Origin of the sequence: Acetobacter pasteurianus subsp. pasteurianus LMG 1262 = NBRC 106471 (assembly GCF_000285275.1) — a bacterium.
Taxonomy (GTDB): Bacteria; Pseudomonadota; Alphaproteobacteria; order Acetobacterales; family Acetobacteraceae; genus Acetobacter; species Acetobacter pasteurianus.
This window is the reverse complement of the sequence record NZ_CADO01000139.1, coordinates 101960-121897: the sequence shown is the minus strand read 5'-3', so window position 1 is coordinate 121897 and position 19938 is coordinate 101960. Positions and strand designations below refer to the sequence as shown.

Below are 19938 nucleotides of genomic sequence, written 5' to 3'. Positions count from 1 at the left end.
GCCTGTGTCTCATATATCTTGGCATAGCATCCATTAACGTAATGCACCGTGACCTTTTGAGGGTACGAAGTTACGCTTGCCATCACTCATTGTATAAAGCTGAGGAGAACAGCCGTGACGCTTCTTGAAACTCTTACCCACCGGCACACCACCAAAGCTTACGATAAAACCCGTAAAATTCCGGCAGATATTTTTGCTCAGTTACAAGAAGCACTGCGCTACAGCCCATCTTCCGTAAACTCTCAGCCGTGGCACTTTTTTGTTGCTGACAATGATGAAGGCAAAGCCCGCATTGCCAAGGCCACCAGCGGCATGTTTGCGTTTAACGCGCCCCGCGTTATGGATGCATCGCATGTTATTGTGCTGAGCTCTCGCACAAGCCTGCCGCCCGCATATCTGGAAAGCATTACCGAGCAGGAACAGAAAGACGGCCGCTTTGCGGATGAAGCCACCAAAGTTTCCATTACCAAGGGACGCAATGGTTTTGTGGGGCTGCATGAACAAATGGGCGATGTAGCAACCTGGGCACAAAAGCAGACATATATTGCACAAGGTTTTCTGCTGCTTTCAGCCGCACTTCTTGGAGTGGATGCAACCCCCATGGAAGGGTTTGATGCTGCCATTCTGGATAAGGAACTGGGCCTGAAAGAAAAAGGGCTTGCCCCGGCTGTTATTGTCTCGCTCGGCTATCATTCCGATGCAGATTTCAACGCCAAACTACCCAAGTCTCGTCTGCCAGAAAAAAGCCTGTTCACGCAGCTCTAAAAACCACGGCGGACGGTCTGCTGCATGCAGGCCATCCGCCATTTTTATTTTAGTTTTCTAAGTTAGCCGCACTGCAAACAGAAATTTTTCAAGTATTTTCCAGTAGATACTCAGAAAATACGCCTTTCTAACAGAAACCCGAAACCTCCCTTCCCCTCCGTAGCACGCAACTTCAAGCAGAGCTGCGGCGTTACTTATGCACAATTGCATGATCTCAAGAACATGTAAGGGGAAAACAAGAAATGTGCACAGAGGAACGAAGATACATTTTGATATGGGCATCTGGTGCATTTTTAATGGCACTTTCATTACCCGTAACCTTAATGGTGATTATTAAAGATGCCATGCTGCGTGCCAACATACCGGTGCATGATCCGCACAGTATAAGCTGGCTGAAACCGGTATGGGATGCCCTGCCCGATACCCGATCATGGGCTGTGTACAGCACATCTGCCTTGGTTATGTTTACCCTTGTGGGGTTTGTTATTGGGTGTGCCCTTATGTCTTTTGCGTTCCGGCATTTCATTGCCATGCAACAGAAAAATAAGGAATCCCGCTTTCAGAAAAACATGCAGAAGCTCCGCAAGTTTTCCTAACTGCACCTCTTCAGCCGCTTATAACAAGCCGAATGGCAAAGATAACAAAAACCAAAGCTGTTAACCCATCCAGAACACGAATAACAACCGGGTTGGCAAGAAAGCGGCTGAAGAAAAGTGCTGTAAAAGCCAGTGTAAAATACCATGTCAGAGTTAATGCAGCCTGCACTACGGTTAACAGCAGCGCATATGTTACGGCATTTACTTCTGGGGGAATAAATTGTGGAAAGGCTGTAAGATCAAACACCCCAACAAGCGGGTTTAGAATTGTGGTGAACATCCCACGCTGAAAGCCCGACCAAAATGCCTTGGGGGCCTGATTTTCGGAATCTGTTTCCGTCTCTGGTGTGGAGCGCAGGACATTGACCGCCAACCGAAACGCTAGAGAGAGCAGATAGCCAGCGCAGGCCCATTCCAGCACCAGATACAATGTGTGAGATGCCGCAATAAGCGCGCTTAACCCAAATGCCGTGCCAATGCCCCACAGGGTCAGGCCCGCAGCAATGCCCAATACCGCACCAATGGCGGTTGTGCGCCCTACACTGATGCTCAGCCGGATAATAAGGGCCGTTTCTGTGCCCGGTGTTAAAACAAGAACACCCCATGCAGCAGCAAACGCCAGCACAGGAAGGAAAACATGCGGCATAACGATCCGGCTCTCCGGTTAAAGGTTTGGAAGCGTCCTAAAGGAGAAAACGGAAAAGGTGAACAGGCTGTAATAAAAAACAGTACACCCCTGATGCCACTGCATTACTCATAGCATTTGGTTTTAAATACGCTTTGCGCTGTTAACGCGGTACCGGCTGTAATAGCCCCTGCTCAAACGTAAGCGGTGTTTGGGCTGGCCCGCATAAAGTGCGTGCAGGAAAATCAACGCGCACATCCCCCAAAGGAAACGTCAATACAGCACGATTGGGGGAAACACATTGCCCCCCATCATACACATTGCCAGAAACCCAATACATGCTGGCCCGCCACAGTACATGGGGCTTGAGTATTTTCTGGCTTGGCTGTTGGTGGGGGGAAAGGGGCACTGGCTTGCCTATTGCCAGAACATGATCCTGTGCATCTTCAAGCTGCACATCCGGCAATGCAGGAACAGCACAGCGCGTGGCACTGCGGTTGGCAAGAACAACCCACGCCCCGCTATGGGACATGCCATCAAACGCCCCCTGCCCGTCCTCAAAATGCACAGATAAATCAGCCGGTTTGCAAGACCTTACAGCCCGATGTGCCTGCGCTGCATGCACACCACCCACAAGCAGGCACATGATAAGCAAAGGGGCAGACGTGCGGGCTGATTTTACCATGTATCGTATTCTTTCTGTTTTTAAGGCCGGTTTTGCTAACACCTTAAAAACCCAAGGCATGAAGCATCAAAAACAAATACTCCATGCCCTGTTTTTATATTTTTACAGAACGCGGCCGGCAATGCTTTTCAGCTTTGCTACCAGTTCCGGGTCACGCACAGAAGGTGCCGTCATAATAGCGTGTTCCAGTGCATGGTCACAGCCTGCGCTACAGCTATGGCGCTTGCCACCCAAAGCAGGAATAACAGCTTTAATCAGCGCCTTGGCATTGGCTGAGTTCGCCTGCATGGTTTTTACAACGCTATCTACTGTCACGTTGTCATGCTCCGTGTGCCAGCAGTCATAATCTGTCACCATAGCCACCGTGGCGTAACAGATTTCAGCTTCACGCGCCAAGCTGGCTTCTGGCATGTTGGTCATACCAATAACGGAGCAACCCCAGCTCCGGTACAGCTCGCTTTCTGCACGAGTTGAAAACTGCGGGCCTTCCATAACCAGATAGGTGCCGCCACGCACAGCGGTAATACCCAGCTTGTCTGCCTGCGCCTTCAGCACATCGCCCACGCGGTTGCACAGCGGATCTGCCATAGAAATATGCGCAACACAGCCTGTATCAAAAAAGCTTTTGGTGCGTGCAATGGTACGATCAATAAATTGATCGATCACCACAAAATGCCCCGGTGGCAGTTCTTCTTTCAAAGACCCAACAGCAGAAAGCGAGACAATGTCTGTTACGCCAGAAATTTTCATGGCGGCAATATTGGCCCGATAGTTCAGGCGTGAAGGCGGAATGGGATGCCCACGGCCGTGGCGCGGCAGAAACACGCAGCGCACGCCATCCAGCCGCCCGAAAAGAAGCTGGTCAGAAGGCAGGCCCCAAGGCGTTTCTACCGTGCGCCATTCCTTTTCTTCCAACCCGTCAATATCATACAGGCCAGACCCGCCTATCAGGCCAATAACGGGTTCCACAGTTTCATTTTCTGACATGCGACCAGAGTCTCCGGTTTAAAATCACAAACAACACGGCAAGAAAGCACAGATACAAACCTGCACCTATGCCAACACGGCGGCGGGTATCCTGATGCGGTGCAGAAACCCACGCAAGAAAAGTGGTAACATCCCGCGCTTGCTGCGTAACGGTTGCGGGGATGTTATCTGCATATTTTACCGCGCCCTCACGCAAAGGCGGCGGCATGGCGGTGTAATGGCCAATAGCGAAGGAATTGGCAAACCCTTTACCCGGCACACGCACTGCATCGGGCTTATAGCCGGTGAGCAGTGCAAACAGCCTGTCTGCTCCACCGGGGTAAACCTGCACTATGCGCGAAAGATCAGGCGGCACCACACCCCCATTGGCCGCACGCGCAGCCTCCGGCCCGGAATAGGAGGAAGAAAGTGCATCATCTGGCCGAGCATTACGGTGCTTCAGCCGCCCTTCTGCATCCAGCCCGTCTGCCACCTGCCATGTGGCGGCCACGGCGCCCACTTCTTCCAGCGTCAGCCCCATATCTGTGAGATCGGAAAAACGCACCTCCGACAAACTATGACAGGAGGCACATATTCCCGCAAACACAGCGTATCCACGCTGAACAGATGGCAGGTCAAAATGCCCCAACGGCCCTTTGAAAGACCAGTTCTGCTCTGGCGCTTTAACGGGTTGTGCTTGTGCGGGCTGCGCAATATCTGCCCCCAGCATCATAGCGCCCAAAAGCAGCATCCCTCCGCCGCGTAGCCAAAATGTGGGGCGTATTTTCTGCACTATCATGCCTCTTTCCCCTCAAAACGGGTACGTAAGGGCAGAAAAACCAGAAAATACAGGTAATAAACTAAACAGGCAGCCTGCCCGGCCAAAAGCCACCCACCTTGAGCATGATGCACGCCTGCTGCGGCGGCAGTAACCGCAGCCCCTACGCAGGCCAACAGCGCCCCGGCATCTGCCAGCCGTGCCAAGCCACTATTTGCTATGCGCCTACCTTTATCCAGCCACGGCACAGCAAACAGCACAGCCACTGCACCGCCGGAAACAAGCAGCCCCCAGAATTTGGAAGGCACAACCTGCAACATTCCGTAAAACGGCAGAAAATACCATTCAGGTTCAATATCCGCAGGTGTGTGCAATGGGTTGGCTGGGCGATAATTGGCTGGCTCTGTTATCAGCCCCGGCCAAAAGCACATCACGGCCACAAAACCCAAGGACATAACCAATACGGCCAGAATATCCCGCGTGGTAAAATACGGGTAAAAGGGCAGATATTTCCGGCGTATTTCGGGTTGCACAGAAGGGCTGGAACTGCCCTTTGCATGCACAACAGCAACATGCACCAAAACCAGCCCGATAATCACAAACGCCAGCAGAAAATGCAGAGTGAGCATACGGTGCAATGTAGGTGTGCCCGGGCTTTCACCGCCCAGAAAAACCTGTTCCAGCCCCTGCCCCACAAATGGCACAGCCCCTACAGCCTTGGCGGCCACATCTGCGCCCCAGTAAGACATCTGCCCCCAAGGCAGCACATAGCCTGCAAAGGCTGTAACCATCACCAACACCAGCAAGCCACAACCGCTTAACCACACGCTGCGCCGAGGTGGCAGATAGGTGCGGTAATACAGCCCACGCAATAAATGCGCATACAGGGCCGCCATAAAAAACGAGGCCCCTGTCATATGCATGGCGCGTAGCAGCCAGCCAGAGGGCATACGCCGCTCAATGGCCTCGACTGACCCGAACGCAAGCGAGGCATCTGGTGTGTAAGCCAGTGTAAGGGTTAGCCCCGATAACAGCATGAGCACCAGAACAGCCACCAGCATGGCGCCAATGGTCCACCACCAGTTCAGATCTGCGGGCAAAGGCAGGCGGCCATAATGCCGTGCATACGCACCCGCCTGCTGTAAAAAGGAATGTGCTTCCTTTTCTGCCTGCTCCGTATGGCGGGCCGGTGTTGCTGCCATCTTGCCCTTTTCTCCCCTTACGCCACTTATAGGGTACATGCTTCTGCCCTGCGCAGAGCTGCTGTTGGTTTAACGATGTTCGGGTTCATCTTGCAATGACGCGCCTAAAAGCGCACCCCTTGAAAGCCTGTAAGCAGATGGCAGCTTCAGGCAAGGACGATGAGGAAAAGACAGTTCAATGACGCCCACCGACACCGCTGATGTTTCTGCCCACCAAGCCCTTAGAGAACCAGCCCGCCAATGGTTTGAAAGCCTGCGTGACAAAATTTGCGCTGCTTTTGAAGCCATTGAGGATGACGCCGTAAAACAGAACAGCCCTGTTCTGCCCGGCCATGAAGCCGCAGGCCGTTTTGAGCGCAAAAACTGGAACCGCCTGAACGAAGATGGCAGCCCCGGCGGCGGCGGTGTGATGAGCGTGATGCATGGCCGTGTTTTTGAAAAAGTGGGCGTAAACGTTTCCACCGTGCAGGGCACTTTTACACCGGAATTTGCCGCCACCATTCCCGGTGCGGCAGAAGACCCGCATTTTTTTGCCACGGGTATTAGCTTGGTGGCGCATATGTGCAGCCCGTTAGTACCTGCCGCGCATTTTAACACCCGTATGATTATCACCACCAAAGGCTGGTTTGGCGGTGGTGGGGATATTACCCCCATGTTCCCCGAAAGTGCAGAAGCGCAGGATGATGCCGCACGCTTTCATGCCGCCTTTGCGCAGGCCTGCAATGCGCATGATCCAGAATATTATCCACGCTTCAAAGCATGGTGTGACAAGTATTTCTATCTGCCCCACCGTAACGAACCCCGTGGTCTGGGCGGTATTTTTTACGACCGGCTGAACAGTGGTGATGTGCAGGAAGACTTTGCCTTTACAAAAGATGTCGGGCTGGCTTTTCTAAAATCCTACCCCGAAATTATCCGCAGCCGCATGATGGAACCGTGGACGCCAGAACAGCGCGAAGCCCAGCTTATCCGCCGTGGCCGTTATGTGGAATTTAATCTGCTGCACGACAGAGGCACATTGTTTGGCCTAAAAACCGGTGGCCATACCGAAGCCATTCTGATGAGCATGCCACCCGAAGTAAAATGGCCGTAATAAAACACGCGTGATTCTTGCCTCATATGCGCTTAATATGGGGCGGAAACAGAAAGAGGATCTCCCGCGCTTGCCCCATGCTGATAAGCCCCGGCTTTTTGTGATGCCTGAACGGCAGCTTTCGCGTCGTGTGTTCCTGAACACTCTGCTTGGTGGTGCTGCTGCCATTATGGCAGGTGCGCATACAGCACGTGCGGAGGATTCTCTTGCCACCAGTGCAGATGGCGGATCTGCACTTATTATTGGGGGCACGTCTTCTTCCGAATGTGGGCGCTGGGCCAGCCTGCTGGCACCAGCACTTGAAGAAGAACTGCACCTTAGCCCCCCTTTGCAACTTACCCCTACAACCGGGTGGGATGGCATAACCGGGGCCAATCTGTTTGATACCCAACAGCAATCTGCCCCCGGCCCTGTTGGTTTGATAGTACCCGGCACGGCTATTCTTTCCGCCATGCTGGGTGGGCCGCGTATTCATTTTGATTACCGGCGCTGGGCCCCTGTGTTTCTGGTGGCACAACCTAGCGTTGCCGTGGGGCGCATCAGCCTGCATCAGTCTTTCCGCGCACGGCTGAGCGGGCAGCTTACGCGTGTTGCTGTTTCCAAACTCACCGGGCCGGAACTCACCACCGTTCTGGCGCTGGATATGCTGGGCCTGCGCCCACAACCCGTAGCCGGACATGCCACACCAGAAGCCGCAATGGCTACTTTGCAGGCAGGCCAGACCGATGTGATTCAACTGCCGCTGGATGCCAGCTACCCCAGCCGCATTGCCACATTACAGGCTGCGGGTTTTGCACCCTTGTTTGTCAATAATGCGCGGCCGGATATGCAGGTTCATCAACCCAACCTGCCACCCGATCTGCTGGCTGTACTGCAGCAGGAACACAAATATTCCCAACCTGCGTTTCTGCTACCAGCTTGGGGCGCTATTGCCGCAGCATGCAGCTTGCATGCAGGGCTTGTGCTGCCTGCCCTTACGCAGCCCGATAGCATTGCCCGCTGGCGCCACGCGGCTGAAATATGCGCAAACCGTCCGGCCATTCAACAGGCTGCTGCGGCAGAAAATCAGACCATTCTGGCAGGCACGGCAGGCACTCCGTTTTATGAAACGCTCATGCCTGAACCGCATGTGTTGATGGCACTGCGCCGCTGGTTTGCCCAAAGCCTGCCCCGCTGGCGCGATGCCACGCCCCCGGCTCTGCTTTCAACGCCGCCGACGGAGTAATACGCGAACGGACCCTCTGTTCCCTGCATGAGGGTACGTAAGCCCCAGAATACGGCGGCGAATTTCTGGCCTTTCCAGCCAATGGGGCAGTTCGCGCCGCAAAATGCCGCCTTCCTCACCTGTGCCCAGGCCGGTAATAATTTCCACACAGCGTAGGCCCCGATGGGTAGCCACATCCATAAACTCCATCAGCCGATGGAAGGCTTCCTGCGCCACCATACCGTGCAGATCCAACCGCCGCTCTACCTTAAAGCTGCCTTGGGTAAAGCGCCGCCAGCTGTAATCATCCACACCGGGTTGGCGTTTGCCTATGGTTTCTATCGGGCGCGGTGCCTGCTGCACACGCAGGCCCGCAGCAGGGGCACGCGGGGCCATAAAACCATAATTGGCTGCGGCCATACCGCTTTCACCACCGGATGAAGACGCCATAAGCCCACTGGCCTGAGACTTTTTGCCTGCCTTGGCCTGCGCGCGTGGAATAGCCTGTGGCTCTGGCTCATTCTGCGCTGCGGGGGGCACCAGTTCGGCCACATGCAGGGGGGCAACATCCCGCACAACCAGCGCCCATAGCGCCTTTTCCCCCTCCTGCAAGTGCCGCCGACGCCTGTTCACATCACCCTCTACGTTTCATGCCCTAAAACCAAAAATGGCCCGTCAGGCTTGGTTATCACCTGCCTGCGGGCCATCTTTCAAGAAAAGAAAAAAACAGCCCCCATTTGGAAGGCTGCTTTTCTCACACCAGATTTACTATTTGGCGGCCGGATTGCTGTTGGTTAGCAACTTGCCATCGTAACGCCCTGTCAGCGTTTTCAGGAAGGCCACAATGTCCGCCACATCCTGATCAGAGATGTTCTGATCCGGGGTTTGGTAACGGGCCATTTTGCGCACAGCCTCATCCAGCGTTTTTACGCTGCCATCATGGAAGTATGGGCCTGTCAGCTCAATATTACGCAGGTTGGGCACCACAAAGCGGTTCATGTCACTCGCTTCATGCGTTACCGCATAACGGCCTTCATCAGCGTCCGTCAGCTTGCCACCACGGTCTTTGAAGTAATCACCTTCAAGACCCATGATTTCCATGCCGCGTCCACCCACACCAATGCCGGTATGGCAACCTGAGCAACCAATGGCCTTAAAGCGTTCATACCCGCGTTTGGCCTGCTCACTAATGGCATCCGGCTTGCCTTTGAGGTATTCATCAAAAGCGCCATTTGGCGTAGCCAGCGTTTTTTCAAACTCGCCAATAGCCGTGGTGATGGTTTTTTCATCAACCTTGGCATCTGGGCCAAATGCAGCCTGGAACAGCGGTGCGTATTCCGGGTTGCATTCAGCTTGTTGGCCACTTCCTCCCAGTTATGAGAACCCATTTCCACCGGGTTCATCACAGGGCCAGCGGCCTGTTCTGCCAGCGTGGTGGCACGGGCGTTCCAAAACTGCGCCATCTTGAAGTAGGCATCATACACTGTAGGCGTGTTGATGGGGCCTTTCTGCCCACCAATACCAGTGGCTGTAACCAGATTATCCACCCCGCCGGTATCCAGCCCGTGACAGCTTGCGCAGTTGAGCGTGTTATCGCCCGACAGGCTCTTGTCAAAGAACAGCTTGCGCCCCAGCGTCCATTTAGCCGGATCGGCTTCCACGCTTTCTGGCACAGGGCGAATAGGCTCTGCTGCAAACTGCTCTGCCGCACCGGTGTTATTGTAGTTTTTGCGGCGCGTATCCTGCACCCATTTCAACACGGCTTCGCGCTCTGCGTTAGACAGATGGGCGTGCCAGTGCATCATCAGATACAGGTTTGGCGGCATACGGTTTTGCGTAATCACTTCCTCAATGCGGGAAAGCTGCTCTTCCGTAGGGGCTGTGCCCTGTTCAAACGCATCCAGCACCGGCTCTACACGGAAATGACGCAGCCCGTTGGCGCGGTCTTTTTCCATAAGCGTTTTTGCAACCGGCACGCGGAAGTAAAACGGCAGATCACGCTGTTCGGCATGGCAGTAATCACACCGTGCCTCACGCAGGGCATTAAACGCTGCCAGTGCCACAGGATCTTTCAGCGTGGGGGAAGATGCTGGTAATTCTGGTGCTGTAATATGGTCAAAATGCTGCAGGTAAGCGACTGTTCCACCATAAGCCAGCAGAGCTGCACCCACTGCTGACACGATTAATCGTTTCAAAACCCGGTCTCCTGATTTCTACGCCTTGATTGAATAGCTTTTATGCGCTGTTACCTGCATTGTGTTTGATACATATCAATATGTCCAAACGATTGTTTTTATTTTAATAATTGAAATTTTCGATGATCAGGCGTTCAGGACGCCAGATCATCTTTCAAACGGGCGCGGGCAATGGCCACGTATTCGGGGTCCAGTTCCATCCCCAGCCCGTAACAGCCGAGCCTTTGGGCAGCCAGCAGTGTGGTACCCGTACCCATAAATGGGTCAAGCACGCGTGCGCCCTCACGCCCATGCAGCAGAATGCACTGTTCAGGCAGCGCTACGGGAAATGTGCCGGGGTGATCAAACTTTTCCGCTCGCCCCCGCACGGTTTCATACGGAATAAACCATGTATCACCCCGGCAGCGCCTATCCTGCCTGTGGCCACGGCGGGCGATATTGGATTTATCCTTATACGGTACCCCGGCACGTAGCCGATCAAGCCGCACATCTCCATGCAGTGTGAAGTGGAAAACATGCTCGTGCCCGCGGTGCAAAAACCGCTGGCTGTTCATGGGTTTGAAGTGCCCGAAGCTGTCTTCCCCCACAGAAATGGATTTTACCCACGAGATATGATTTTGCAGCACAAACAGATCACGCAGCCGCACCGCTAGTTCAAACGGTAGCCAAGGCTGTGCGGATGAACCGGAAATATTCAGGAAGAACGAACCATCATCCTTAAGGATGCGCTGCAACTGCTGCGCAACCTCCAGCATCCAGTCCAGATAATCCTCTTCCTCCCGCCTGTCTGGATAACTGCGGTAAGACAGGCCGATATTATAGGGGGGAGACGTAACAACCACATCAACCGATTCTGCCGGCACGCGCTTAAGCGCACGCAGGCAGTCACCCATCACAATTTCCTGCTGCCCAATTTTATAACGGCGGGCGCGAGGCGCTTTGGCGGATGTGGTGTTGGCGCGGGATGCCCCGTTACCTTTGGCAGCTTTCACGCACTACGCGCCGCCGCAAGGCGCCATGTGCTGCCGTTAACATCCAGCAGGCGCTCAAAAGTCCACAGATCAGAAAACTCTGTAACGGCATCCGTGCCTGTTACCGGCTGACCTTCCTTGTTCAGCACAAGGCTGATCTGGTCAGAAACAATGCGCACATCAATGGCTGCTGCCGTGCCTGCTTCCATAGGGGAAATGCGCACGTCCTCAATGGCCAGAGACCGAATGGCTTTTACATCTGTGCGCTGTGTTTCTTCCGCATTGGCACGGGCCGTAATACCGGCCTCAAACGCAGCCAGCACTGCGGGGGTCAGATACGTTTTTAATACATCCACATTGCCTTGCGCATAGGCAACCACCACCTGCGCGAATGCAATTTGCGCACCGTTCAAAAACTGCTGGGGTGTAAAGGAAGGATCTTTCTGCCGAATATCTGCCAGCAATGAGCCCACGCGCGTGCCCGGAGCAGGAATATCAAATTCCGCCGCGGTTTCAGCCTGCTCTGGCTTGCCTTCCACTACTCTGGGCGCTGCATCCGGCCGAACCTGAAGCTTTACCTGTACCGGCTGAATACCCACGCGCTTGCCCAGCACGCTACGCAACCGCAGCACCAGAAATGCTGCAACCAGAGCCAGAAGCACCAGATCGACCGGGAAATGGCCGAGAGAAAAATCCATCTGTCTTACGTCCACCAAAAACCTTGCGCCTGTTCTGCCACAGCACATGAAACAGAACCGGAGAATCGCGTGTTACTTATCACATAGTCACGCGCATGGGGGGATACAATCACCTGCCCTCTTGCTAAAGGGGCATTATGCTTCCTACCTTGCGGGTATCATGATCATCCTGCGACACTGCGAAAGCGAATTCAACCGCCATTACAACCTTCATGGGGGAGACCCCGGGTTGGAAGACCCGCATCTTTCTGCTGAGGGCAAGGCCCACGCGCAGGATCTGGCCCTGAAACTGGCAGATAGGGGAATCCGGCGCATACTGGTTTCTCCGTTCACCCGTGCGCTGCAAACCGCCACACCTCTGGCGCAACGCTTGGGCATTACCCCGCAAATTATGCCTCTTGTGCGCGAACGCGGCATGTATTCATGCGATAAAGGTACACCTGCCTCTGTTCTGGCATCTGCATGGCCGCATCTGGATTTTGCCCACATAGATGAGCACTGGTGGTCTCCGTTGCCAGAAAGCAGTGCAAGCCTGGAAAGCCGGGCACAACAGTTCCGCCAGATCATGGCGCAGGATGCCAGAGCATCCGAAACGCTTGTGGTTTCCCACTGGTGGTTTTTGCTGAGCCTGACCGGAGAGAGTTTTGAAAATGGAGACTGGCAGCACTTTTCACCCTGAGCACGCATAAAAAGGCGTGCGCACAGCCCAGATACCCTGCCAAACGTGCCGCTTGCGGTTGGCGGATGCCTGCGGGCATGCTACCGCGAAGGGTATCCAAAGTTGAAGCTGACGAAAGCAGAACCGATGTCTGAAACAGAACAGAGTGCCCCACCCGCACTGCCGCTTGCCGTTAACCTGCAGTACACCCGCGATCTGTCGTTTGAAGTGCCGGTTGGTGCAGAAATTTTTGCCACCCTGCGCAGCCAGCCCCAGATTGGCGTGAACATTGATGTGCAGGCCAACCGCCTGCAGGACGACCAGATGGTTTACGAGGTTGTTCTGTCCATTAAGGCAGAAGCCAAGGAAGCCCCGGAAAAGGAAGGTGGCCCTGCTGGCCGCACCGTATTCCTGACCGAGCTGGTTTATGCCGCTGTGGTCACCCTGACCAACCCGCCGCAGGAACTGATCGAACCGATCCTGCTGGTTGAAGTGCCGCGTCTGATCTTCCCCTACGCACGTAACATCATCAGCGATGTGACACGTGATGGTGGCTTCCCGCCCATCGTGCTGCAGCCGATCGACTTTGTGGCTCTGTGGCAGGCACGCCGCGCAGAATTCCCCGAAGCAGCAGGCCACGCATAATCGCGTTGTCCTTGTTGTAAGGGTTACAAAAAGCCTTCGCACTTACGGGTGCGGAGGTTTTTTTATGCGGGATACGTCCCCAAAGCATCCATAACCGCTGCGGCGGATACATGGTCTGCAACACGTATGTTCTGCCAACCGGCGGCACGCAGCACACCGGCTACACGGCCAGATATCACCACCGCACTTGCCTGCGCGGCTAACAGCTTCTGTTTTGCCTCAGGCAAAGCAGCCAACCAGCCAGCCGCACTCTCTGCTGAAAAAAACAGAACCACCGCCACCTTGGCAGCCTGAATGGCTGTACATGTTTGAGCGTTTATATGCTGGATCGGTTTGGCTGCATAAACAACCCGGCGCACAACCTTAAACCCCGCCTGCCTGCACCAAGCCGCAAGCTCTACGCCCTGCCCTGCCCCAGAGCATAGCAACAGGCTGCCACATTCTGGCTGTTGGTGAGTTTGTAAAAGCGCAACAAGCGCACGGGCATCACCATCCGCACTTTTAACGTGCGTAAACCCGGCATCTCGCGCCCGTTGGGCTGTGCGATCCCCTACCGCATAAACCGGTATATCCAGCGATTTGACCTGCTGTGCCGCTGCAACCGCAGCAGAAACAGCCTGCCCACTAGTAAGTAGTATAGCTGCGGGTAATTTTTGCGGTAAGCGCAGCATACGCCGCTGCACAACCAGTGCGGGTGAGGCCAATGGCAGCCAGCCTGCATCTGCAACGGCTGCCATTGTTTCACTCAGCCCCGGTTCCGGGCGCGTGACAATCACGCCGCGCGGATGCATGGCCTTACCTCAGTTTTCCTCAAAAATATCAGACGGGCTGTCTTTACGCAGGCTTTCACCAAGCTCCTTACCCAGCCTTGCTGCATCTTCTGGCAAGCCAGTAATGCTGCGCTTTAACAGGAAGGACCCATCTTCACGCGCAACAAGGCCCGTAAGGTGCAGTTTGGGGTCTTCCCCCGCCACGATGGGAATAAGCTGTGCGTAGCCACCAATAGGCGTGCGGCAGGAGCCATCCAGCTCTGCCAACAGAGAGCGTTCTGCCGTGGCGACGGCACGGGCCTCATAATCTTCAATCGCAGAGAGCAGTTCGCGCAGTTCAATATCATCTTCGCGCACGGTTACGCCCACAATGCCCTGCCCTGCTGCTGGCACCATAACTGTGGGGTCCAGCACAATGCTGGCACGTTCTGCCATGCCAAGGCGCTTAAGCCCGGCAAGAGCCAACAGCGTGGCCTGACACTGATGGGCCGCGAGTTTATCGAGTCGGGTCTGTACGTTGCCGCGCAGCAGGCCAAATTTCAGGTCTGGGCGCACATGCAGCATCTGCGCCTGACGGCGTACGGATGCGCAGCCAATAAGCGCACCTTCTGGCAGCGCAGAATACGGATCATCCGGGTCGGACTGCGCAAGGCCGGGACTGAGGATCAGGGCATCACGCGCGTCTTCCCGCTTGAGCGTGCAGGCCAGCACAAGGCCGGGGGGCAGCGTGGTTTCCAGATCCTTGAGGCTGTGCACGGCAAAATCAATCCGCCCATCGGCAAGGGCTTCATGAATTTCCTTTGCAAACAGGCCTTTACCACCAATTTCGGCCAGACGCCGATTTTGCACCTGATCACCCGTGGTGTTAATCTGGTGTTCCTGAAACGCGCCCATATCCCGCAAAACGGGGCAGAAGCGTGTCAGTGTGGTAAGGAAGGCGCGCGTCTGCACCAGCGCGAGGGGCGAACCCCGCGTGCCAACACGCAAAGGCAGGGTGCGGCGCCCAGAATGGCCACTTGCCTTTTTCTGGCGGGCCGCCGCTTCCGCCGCAAGTTCCTGCAACGCAGGAGAAGGGGCGGATGAGGAAGGGTAGGCTGAATCCATAAGAGTGTCTATTACCGGGAGTAGAGAAAGGACAAGAAGTGATGATGCCCGGCTGGTCTGAAAAACTTGCGCGACCGAAAAAACATTCCGCCCCCGTCCATCTATTGCGTTGCCGTAAGGATACGCCGTTTTGCATGATGCGTCCATGAACGAAACCGCACAAAACCGCAGGCCAGATGGCCCAATACTGGCCATTGAATCTTCCTGCGATGAAACCGCATGCGCCATTCTGGCCCCCAATGGCACCGTGCTGGCACAGCGTGTTATTTCTCAGGACGGGCATGCAGATTTTGGTGGCGTGGTGCCCGAAATTGCCGCCCGCGCCCATTTGGCCCTGCTGCCGAATCTGGTTAAGGCCACTTTGCAGGATGCCAACATCGCCCCGGCGACTCTATCTTTCATTGCTGCCAGCACCGGGCCGGGGCTGATTGGCGGGCTGATTGTGGGCAGTGGTTTTGCCAAGGGGTTGGCATTGGCACTGGGCATTCCGTTTGTGGCGGTCAACCACGTAGAGGCCCATGCCCTCACGGCTCGCCTGCCCGGCATTGTGCCCAATGGCGCGCCCTTCCCCTATCTGCTGCTGCTGGTTTCTGGCGGCCATTGCCAGTGCATTGCCGTAGAAGGCGTAGGCCATTACCGCAAACTGGGTGGCACAATTGATGATGCCGCAGGTGAAGCCTTTGATAAGGTTGCCAAAATGCTGGGCCTTGGCTGGCCTGGTGGGCCGGAGCTGGAAAAACTGGCGCGTGAGGGCAACCCCAAGGCCATCTCTCTGCCCCGCCCACTTTGGCGACGTGAAGGCTGCGATTTTTCGTTTTCCGGGCTAAAAACCGCCATCTCCCAAAAGCTTGTACCTTTTGGCAAAGAACCTCTGCCCCGCCAGTTTGCGGCAGATCTGGCTGCCTCCTTCCAGCAGGCTGTGGCCGATGTGGTCACTAACCGTATTGAACACGCACTGGATATGATGCCCGAAGCCAAACTTCTGGTGGCCGCTGGTGGCGTGGCTGCAAATACGGTTTTGCGCGCCGCGTTAGAAAAAACAGCCGCACAACGTGGCCTGCGCTTTGCAGCCCCCCCTTTGCGCCTGTGCACGGATAACGCCGTTATGGTGGGGTGGGCAGCCTTGGAAACATGGCGGGAAGCCGCAGAGCGCAATCTGCCCCCCATAAACGATAACGCCTTACGCCCTCGCCCACGCTGGCCACTGGAAGATATGGCCAGCCGTTTTGAAGCAGAAATACCCTCCGCATGAACTATCGCCACGCCTACCACGCCGGCAACTTTGCCGACTGCATGAAGCACGCCCTGCTTGTTACCCTGCTGCAAAGTTTTTTGCGCAAACCCGCGCCTTTTATGGTGCTGGACACACATGCCGGTATCGGCCGGTATGATCTGCACAGCCCTGAAGCCGAAAAAACGCAGGAATGGCGAGATGGCATTGGCAAACTGTGGAATGAAGATGCCGCCAGCCCGCTGGCAGATTGGCTGGAACAAGTCAAAAAAGCAGGCGGTCCGGAATTTTACCCCGGTTCTCCACTGATTATTGCGCAGATGCTGCGGGCGCAGGATGCGTTAATCTGCTGCGAAAAACACCCCGAAGATAAACGCAGCCTCTACCGGCTCTTTACCAACACTCCCAATGTCACGGTGCATGAGCGCGATGCTTACGAGGCCCTGCGTGCCCTGCTGCCCCCCAAAACCGCCAAGCGCGGGCTGATTCTGATTGATCCGCCATTTGAAGAACCGGGAGAATTCGACCGGCTTGCGCAAGCGGTGCAAACCATTCAGGCCCGCTTTGCCAATGCAATTATTGCCATTTGGTACCCCATCAAGCACCGCACGCCGGTTCGGATTTTTCATGAAACGCTTATGGGCACCGGTATCCGCAATATCTGCGTGGCAGAACTACTCATGCGCCCGCCACACAACCCAGATCAGCTTAACGGCGCAGGTTTGCTTGTTATCCGCCCGCCCTTTGGCTTTGCAGAAAAGGCATGCGCACAGCTTGAACGGCTGCAACACGTGCTGGGCGCGCATGAAAGCTGCGTCACCCAGCTTGTAGAGGAATAACGCCCTTACCGGCGTTATGCGTGTAGTTTTATGGCAAGCAAGTGCCGCCACATATCCGTGGCAAAGCCCTGCACGCCTGCGGCCAAAATCTGCACGCCAATGCACAGCAGCACCAGCGCTGCCATACGGCTGACGATACGCGTGCCGGTAACACCCAGCATGGATACCAGCTTATCTGCGCCGGAATAGGCCGCCCATACAATAGCCACAACGCACACACCAGCCAGCGTGGTGCCAATGGTGTACGCCCAGAAAGGTTCATCTGCCGGGCAGCCAGAACCAAGAGCAATAGCCACGGCAATTGTGCCCGGCCCCACTGTAAACGGCATGGCAAGCGGGAAAAACGCGGCATCGGCCCAGTTAGGAGCCATAACCGTACGGCCACCTTGCAGAGCCTGCTTTTCCTTCTGCGCTTCAACCGTTTCCGGGCTTTGCAGCAAATCCCACGCACGCACAGCCACAACCAGCCCACCAGCAACGCGCAGCGCATTTACGGTGATACCGAAAAACGCCAGCACCATACTGCCCAGCCAAAGCGAGGCCATGATGAGGCAGAGAGAGTAAAAAGACACCAGCCGCGCCAGTGCCATAATTTCAGTTTGCGAGCGGCCTGCTGTTGCCTGCGCAAAAATAAGCGCAGCCCCAAACGGGTTTACAATGGAAAACAGCGCAGGAAACGCCAGCAGAAACGAGGAAATGGAAGATGTAAATGCTGTTGCCGTTAACAGCATTGCGGGAAAATGAGCTGACATAACCCCTCACCGTTCTGTCCGAGGCATCCGCCCTCTACCCGAGGAAACACCGTTTAATCACGAAAAATCTGATGGCACCAAATTGCCCACACCACCCTTGTACGTTTTAACAAAGCGTGAGGCCTGCGCAATATCGTCCGCTGGATAGCAGAAATTAAATCCACTGCCATCATTAAGTGCCCATACACTCAGCCCGATATCATCGTAAATACGCACGAAGTCATCCCCCACATGCCAAAACACGGGTTTTAGCCCTTCCTGCAAGGCCAGATCCCGCATTTTCCAGATGGCAGAAATACTATCTGCTTCCTCCCCTGCCGGGTCTCCAAATGCCACCAGATAGGCATCACGCCGATGCAGCGGCAACATGGCCTCACCGGCTTCACCTGTCACATAGCCATAGGGCTGAAATGCCTGAATATCTGGCAGGGCGTGATCCAGATTTTTGTAGTGGGTGTAGGCATCTTCATCCCACTCCCGCACGGCAATACGCCCTGGCCACATCAGCCGCGCCACCACAAACAGCGCCAAGCCCACAGAAAGCGCGATTGTCCACCGCACCGAGCCACGAGCGTGCGTGGCCAGCATCATCTGCCACCAACTGCCAGACGTATCATGCCGTGTGGCCAGTGCGATCACACAGCCAAACAGCAGCAGCAAAGAAAGGAGGGTTCCGGTAGAAAGGGGTTCGCTCAAAAGCCGCGCATGCCGGTAATAGCAGGAGCGGAACGGCGCAATAAACAGCGCAGAAAGCCCCAGCATAACCGGCACAAAAAACGTATTGCCACGCAAAAACGTCAGCACGGTAGCGGTAAGCAGCAGATACAGCGCGCCACGCCATGCCAGCGTAACCCGCTGGGAAAGCCCAATAGCCAAGCTGATAAGCACCACACCCATAAGGGAAAGCACATAGTTGCCGCCCACACGCGCCATTGTCAGAAGGCTTTCTGGCACCATGGCAAATTTGGGCACAGGGTCCAGCATCACCAGACAGATCAGCATAACCCCGCACAGTGAAACCGTGCCCGTTGCCACGGCCACAGAAAAAGCAGCTTCACTTTCCCGTACCACTTGGCTGGGCCTGCGCTGCGCGGGTGCAGGGGCTGTGGCGGCATCCGGGTTATTTTGTATCTTGCGGTTTTTCTTTTCTGCCAGAGCGGCATCACCACGCAAAAACAGCTCGTGCCCGGCAAACATGATCCCCGCCAGAAACAGCGGAATGATGTAATAGAAAAGCCGGAAAATCAGCACCATGCCCAAAATCTGCGGTGCTGGCATATAGGGGCCTAAAGCCAGCAGCATGGCGCCATCAAACACACCAAGGCCACCCGGCACACTGGCCACCAACCCGGCTGTATAAGACGCAATGTAAATGGCCAGAAACGAGCCAAAATCTACCCCGGCACTGGGGGGAAGCAGCACAAAAGCAATACTGGCCGTAGCCGCAACTTCTGCCGTGGCCACCAGTGTCTGCATAATGGCCATACGGGGGGATGGCAGTTCCACCACCCATTTGCGGAAACGGAATTCCCGCACCTTAAACGCCAGCCCGATGTAAGCGGCCACACCGCACCACATCAATGCGCCAATAACCGCCAGTACAGATGCAGGCACACGGTGGCCAATGCCCGGCAACACCGTGGGTTCCCAGATCAGCACGGCACCTATCAGCACCGCAGCACCCAACAGATAGGTGGCAGAACAGAAGGCAATAATCTGGGCTATGGCAAAGGAATTAACGCCCCAGTTGCGGTAAAGCCGATACCGCACCGCCGCGCCAGACACGGCAGAAAACCCCAGATTATGCGAAAGCACGTAGGAACAGAATGCCGCAAAAGCCGCCCGTCGAAAAGGCAGCTTACTATACCCCACCTGAATGACGGCCAGCCGATCATAAAAGGACAGGATAAAGTAAGACAGCAGCGTGCAGCCAACCGCCATCCACATCTGCCGGGCCGGAATGGCCTCCATGGCGTGGCGGATGTCTGAAATACGCAGGTGCCGCAGTTCATGCTGCACCACCACAATGGCGGCCACCATAAGCAGCAGGCCAAGAATATGCGGCAAATGCTTGAGCCACTTTTTCCATCCCCCTCCGCCCGGAAGCGAAGAAGGGGGAGCTGGTGGGGGTGGGGTCTGCGTCATGTAACTTGCGGCGCTA

20 protein-coding genes and 1 pseudogene are annotated in these 19938 nt (G+C 55.4%); 8 read left to right on the top strand and 13 right to left on the bottom strand.

What is annotated here, in order from left to right:
- Window positions 1-114: 114 nt before the first annotated feature.
- Both APA10_RS12490 and APA10_RS12485 read left to right on the top strand, forming a co-directional pair.
- The gene (locus tag APA10_RS12490; protein ID WP_003628295.1) at window positions 115-765 is read left to right on the top strand and encodes an oxygen-insensitive NAD(P)H-dependent nitroreductase NfsB; all 651 of its coding nucleotides are present in this window, start codon (window positions 115-117) and stop codon (window positions 763-765) included.
- Between the two features lie 242 nt (window positions 766-1007).
- Window positions 1008-1361, top strand: coding sequence for a hypothetical protein (locus APA10_RS12485; RefSeq protein ID WP_035365459.1), 354 nt, complete (start codon window positions 1008-1010; stop codon window positions 1359-1361).
- A gap of 10 nt (window positions 1362-1371) precedes the next feature.
- Here APA10_RS12485 and APA10_RS12480 read toward each other — a convergent pair whose 3' ends face one another.
- The 5 genes from APA10_RS12480 to APA10_RS12460 all read right to left on the bottom strand — a co-directional run bounded on the left by APA10_RS12480 (window position 1372) and on the right by APA10_RS12460 (window position 5656).
- The gene (locus tag APA10_RS12480) at window positions 1372-2007 is read right to left on the bottom strand and encodes a LysE family translocator (protein WP_003628299.1); all 636 of its coding nucleotides are present in this window, start codon (window positions 2005-2007) and stop codon (window positions 1372-1374) included.
- A 142-nt stretch (window positions 2008-2149) separates the two neighbouring features.
- A complete protein-coding gene (locus APA10_RS12475) occupies window positions 2150-2731 on the bottom strand; it encodes a DUF4232 domain-containing protein (RefSeq protein WP_035365461.1) in 582 nt (193 codons plus the stop codon).
- A 42-nt stretch (window positions 2732-2773) separates the two neighbouring features.
- Window positions 2774-3658 carry an S-methyl-5'-thioadenosine phosphorylase gene (locus tag APA10_RS12470; protein WP_003628301.1) on the bottom strand — a complete coding sequence of 295 codons (885 nt, stop codon included), beginning with the start codon at window positions 3656-3658 and terminating at the stop codon, window positions 2774-2776.
- Window positions 3645-4436, bottom strand: coding sequence for a cytochrome c1 (locus tag APA10_RS12465; RefSeq protein WP_050923429.1), 792 nt, complete (start codon window positions 4434-4436; stop codon window positions 3645-3647). Before APA10_RS12465 ends, APA10_RS12470 begins: the two co-directional genes overlap by 14 nt.
- Entirely contained in the window at window positions 4433-5656 is a 1224-nt protein-coding gene (locus APA10_RS12460; RefSeq protein ID WP_003628303.1) for a cytochrome b, read from the bottom strand. Before APA10_RS12460 ends, APA10_RS12465 begins: the two co-directional genes overlap by 4 nt.
- A 139-nt stretch (window positions 5657-5795) precedes the next feature.
- On the opposite strand from APA10_RS12460, the gene hemF reads away from it, so the two are divergent.
- Window positions 5796-6710, top strand: a complete 915-nt coding sequence (gene hemF / locus APA10_RS12455; protein WP_003628304.1) for an oxygen-dependent coproporphyrinogen oxidase — start codon at window positions 5796-5798, stop codon at window positions 6708-6710.
- A gap of 10 nt (window positions 6711-6720) precedes the next feature.
- Window positions 6721-7935, top strand: coding sequence for a hypothetical protein (locus APA10_RS12450; RefSeq protein ID WP_003628306.1), 1215 nt, complete (start codon window positions 6721-6723; stop codon window positions 7933-7935).
- On the opposite strand, the gene APA10_RS12445 is transcribed toward APA10_RS12450, so the two are convergent.
- The 4 genes and pseudogenes from APA10_RS12445 to APA10_RS12430 form a co-directional block, all read right to left on the bottom strand.
- Window positions 7915-8547 carry a Smr/MutS family protein gene (locus tag APA10_RS12445; RefSeq protein ID WP_012812692.1) on the bottom strand — a complete coding sequence of 211 codons (633 nt, stop codon included), beginning with the start codon at window positions 8545-8547 and terminating at the stop codon, window positions 7915-7917. The two genes, APA10_RS12450 and APA10_RS12445, sit on opposite strands and share 21 nt — an antisense overlap.
- A gap of 135 nt (window positions 8548-8682) precedes the next feature.
- A pseudogene (locus APA10_RS12440) lies at window positions 8683-10109 on the bottom strand (cytochrome-c peroxidase).
- Between the two features lie 134 nt (window positions 10110-10243).
- Entirely contained in the window at window positions 10244-11101 is an 858-nt protein-coding gene (locus APA10_RS12435; RefSeq protein ID WP_003628313.1) for a DNA-methyltransferase, read from the bottom strand.
- A complete protein-coding gene (locus tag APA10_RS12430) occupies window positions 11098-11778 on the bottom strand; it encodes a Tim44/TimA family putative adaptor protein (protein ID WP_003628315.1) in 681 nt (226 codons plus the stop codon). Before APA10_RS12430 ends, APA10_RS12435 begins: the two co-directional genes overlap by 4 nt.
- A 46-nt stretch (window positions 11779-11824) precedes the next feature.
- On the opposite strand from APA10_RS12430, the gene APA10_RS12425 reads away from it, so the two are divergent.
- Together APA10_RS12425 and secB are read left to right on the top strand one after the other, a co-directional pair.
- Window positions 11825-12457, top strand: a complete 633-nt coding sequence (locus APA10_RS12425) for a histidine phosphatase family protein (RefSeq protein WP_080587180.1) — start codon at window positions 11825-11827, stop codon at window positions 12455-12457.
- A 126-nt stretch (window positions 12458-12583) separates the two neighbouring features.
- Window positions 12584-13081 carry a protein-export chaperone SecB gene (gene secB / locus APA10_RS12420; RefSeq protein ID WP_003628317.1) on the top strand — a complete coding sequence of 166 codons (498 nt, stop codon included), beginning with the start codon at window positions 12584-12586 and terminating at the stop codon, window positions 13079-13081.
- Window positions 13082-13143: 62 nt separating this feature from the next.
- Here the strand turns inward: secB and APA10_RS12415 are convergent, their stop codons facing one another.
- Together APA10_RS12415 and hemC are read right to left on the bottom strand one after the other, a co-directional pair.
- Complete coding sequence (locus tag APA10_RS12415; RefSeq protein ID WP_003628318.1) at window positions 13144-13872, bottom strand: uroporphyrinogen-III synthase; 729 nt, start codon at window positions 13870-13872, stop codon at window positions 13144-13146.
- Window positions 13873-13881: 9 nt separating this feature from the next.
- Entirely contained in the window at window positions 13882-14955 is a 1074-nt protein-coding gene (gene hemC, locus APA10_RS12410; protein ID WP_003628319.1) for a hydroxymethylbilane synthase, read from the bottom strand.
- Between the two features lie 145 nt (window positions 14956-15100).
- Here hemC and tsaD point away from each other — a divergent pair, with 145 nt between their 5' ends.
- Together tsaD and APA10_RS12400 are read left to right on the top strand one after the other, a co-directional pair.
- On the top strand, window positions 15101-16207 hold the full coding sequence (gene tsaD / locus APA10_RS12405) for a tRNA (adenosine(37)-N6)-threonylcarbamoyltransferase complex transferase subunit TsaD (RefSeq protein ID WP_003628320.1): 1107 nt from the start codon (window positions 15101-15103) through the stop codon (window positions 16205-16207).
- Complete coding sequence (locus tag APA10_RS12400) at window positions 16204-17025, top strand: 23S rRNA (adenine(2030)-N(6))-methyltransferase RlmJ (RefSeq protein WP_003628322.1); 822 nt, start codon at window positions 16204-16206, stop codon at window positions 17023-17025. The genes tsaD and APA10_RS12400 overlap by 4 nt, the downstream gene beginning before the upstream one ends.
- Before the next feature lie 14 nt (window positions 17026-17039).
- On the opposite strand, the gene APA10_RS12395 is transcribed toward APA10_RS12400, so the two are convergent.
- Window positions 17040-17777 carry a MarC family protein gene (locus APA10_RS12395; RefSeq protein ID WP_003628324.1) on the bottom strand — a complete coding sequence of 246 codons (738 nt, stop codon included), beginning with the start codon at window positions 17775-17777 and terminating at the stop codon, window positions 17040-17042.
- 57 nt (window positions 17778-17834) lie between these two features.
- Window positions 17835-19922 carry a lysylphosphatidylglycerol synthase domain-containing protein gene (locus tag APA10_RS12390; RefSeq protein ID WP_003628326.1) on the bottom strand — a complete coding sequence of 696 codons (2088 nt, stop codon included), beginning with the start codon at window positions 19920-19922 and terminating at the stop codon, window positions 17835-17837.
- Window positions 19923-19938 lie beyond the last annotated feature (16 nt).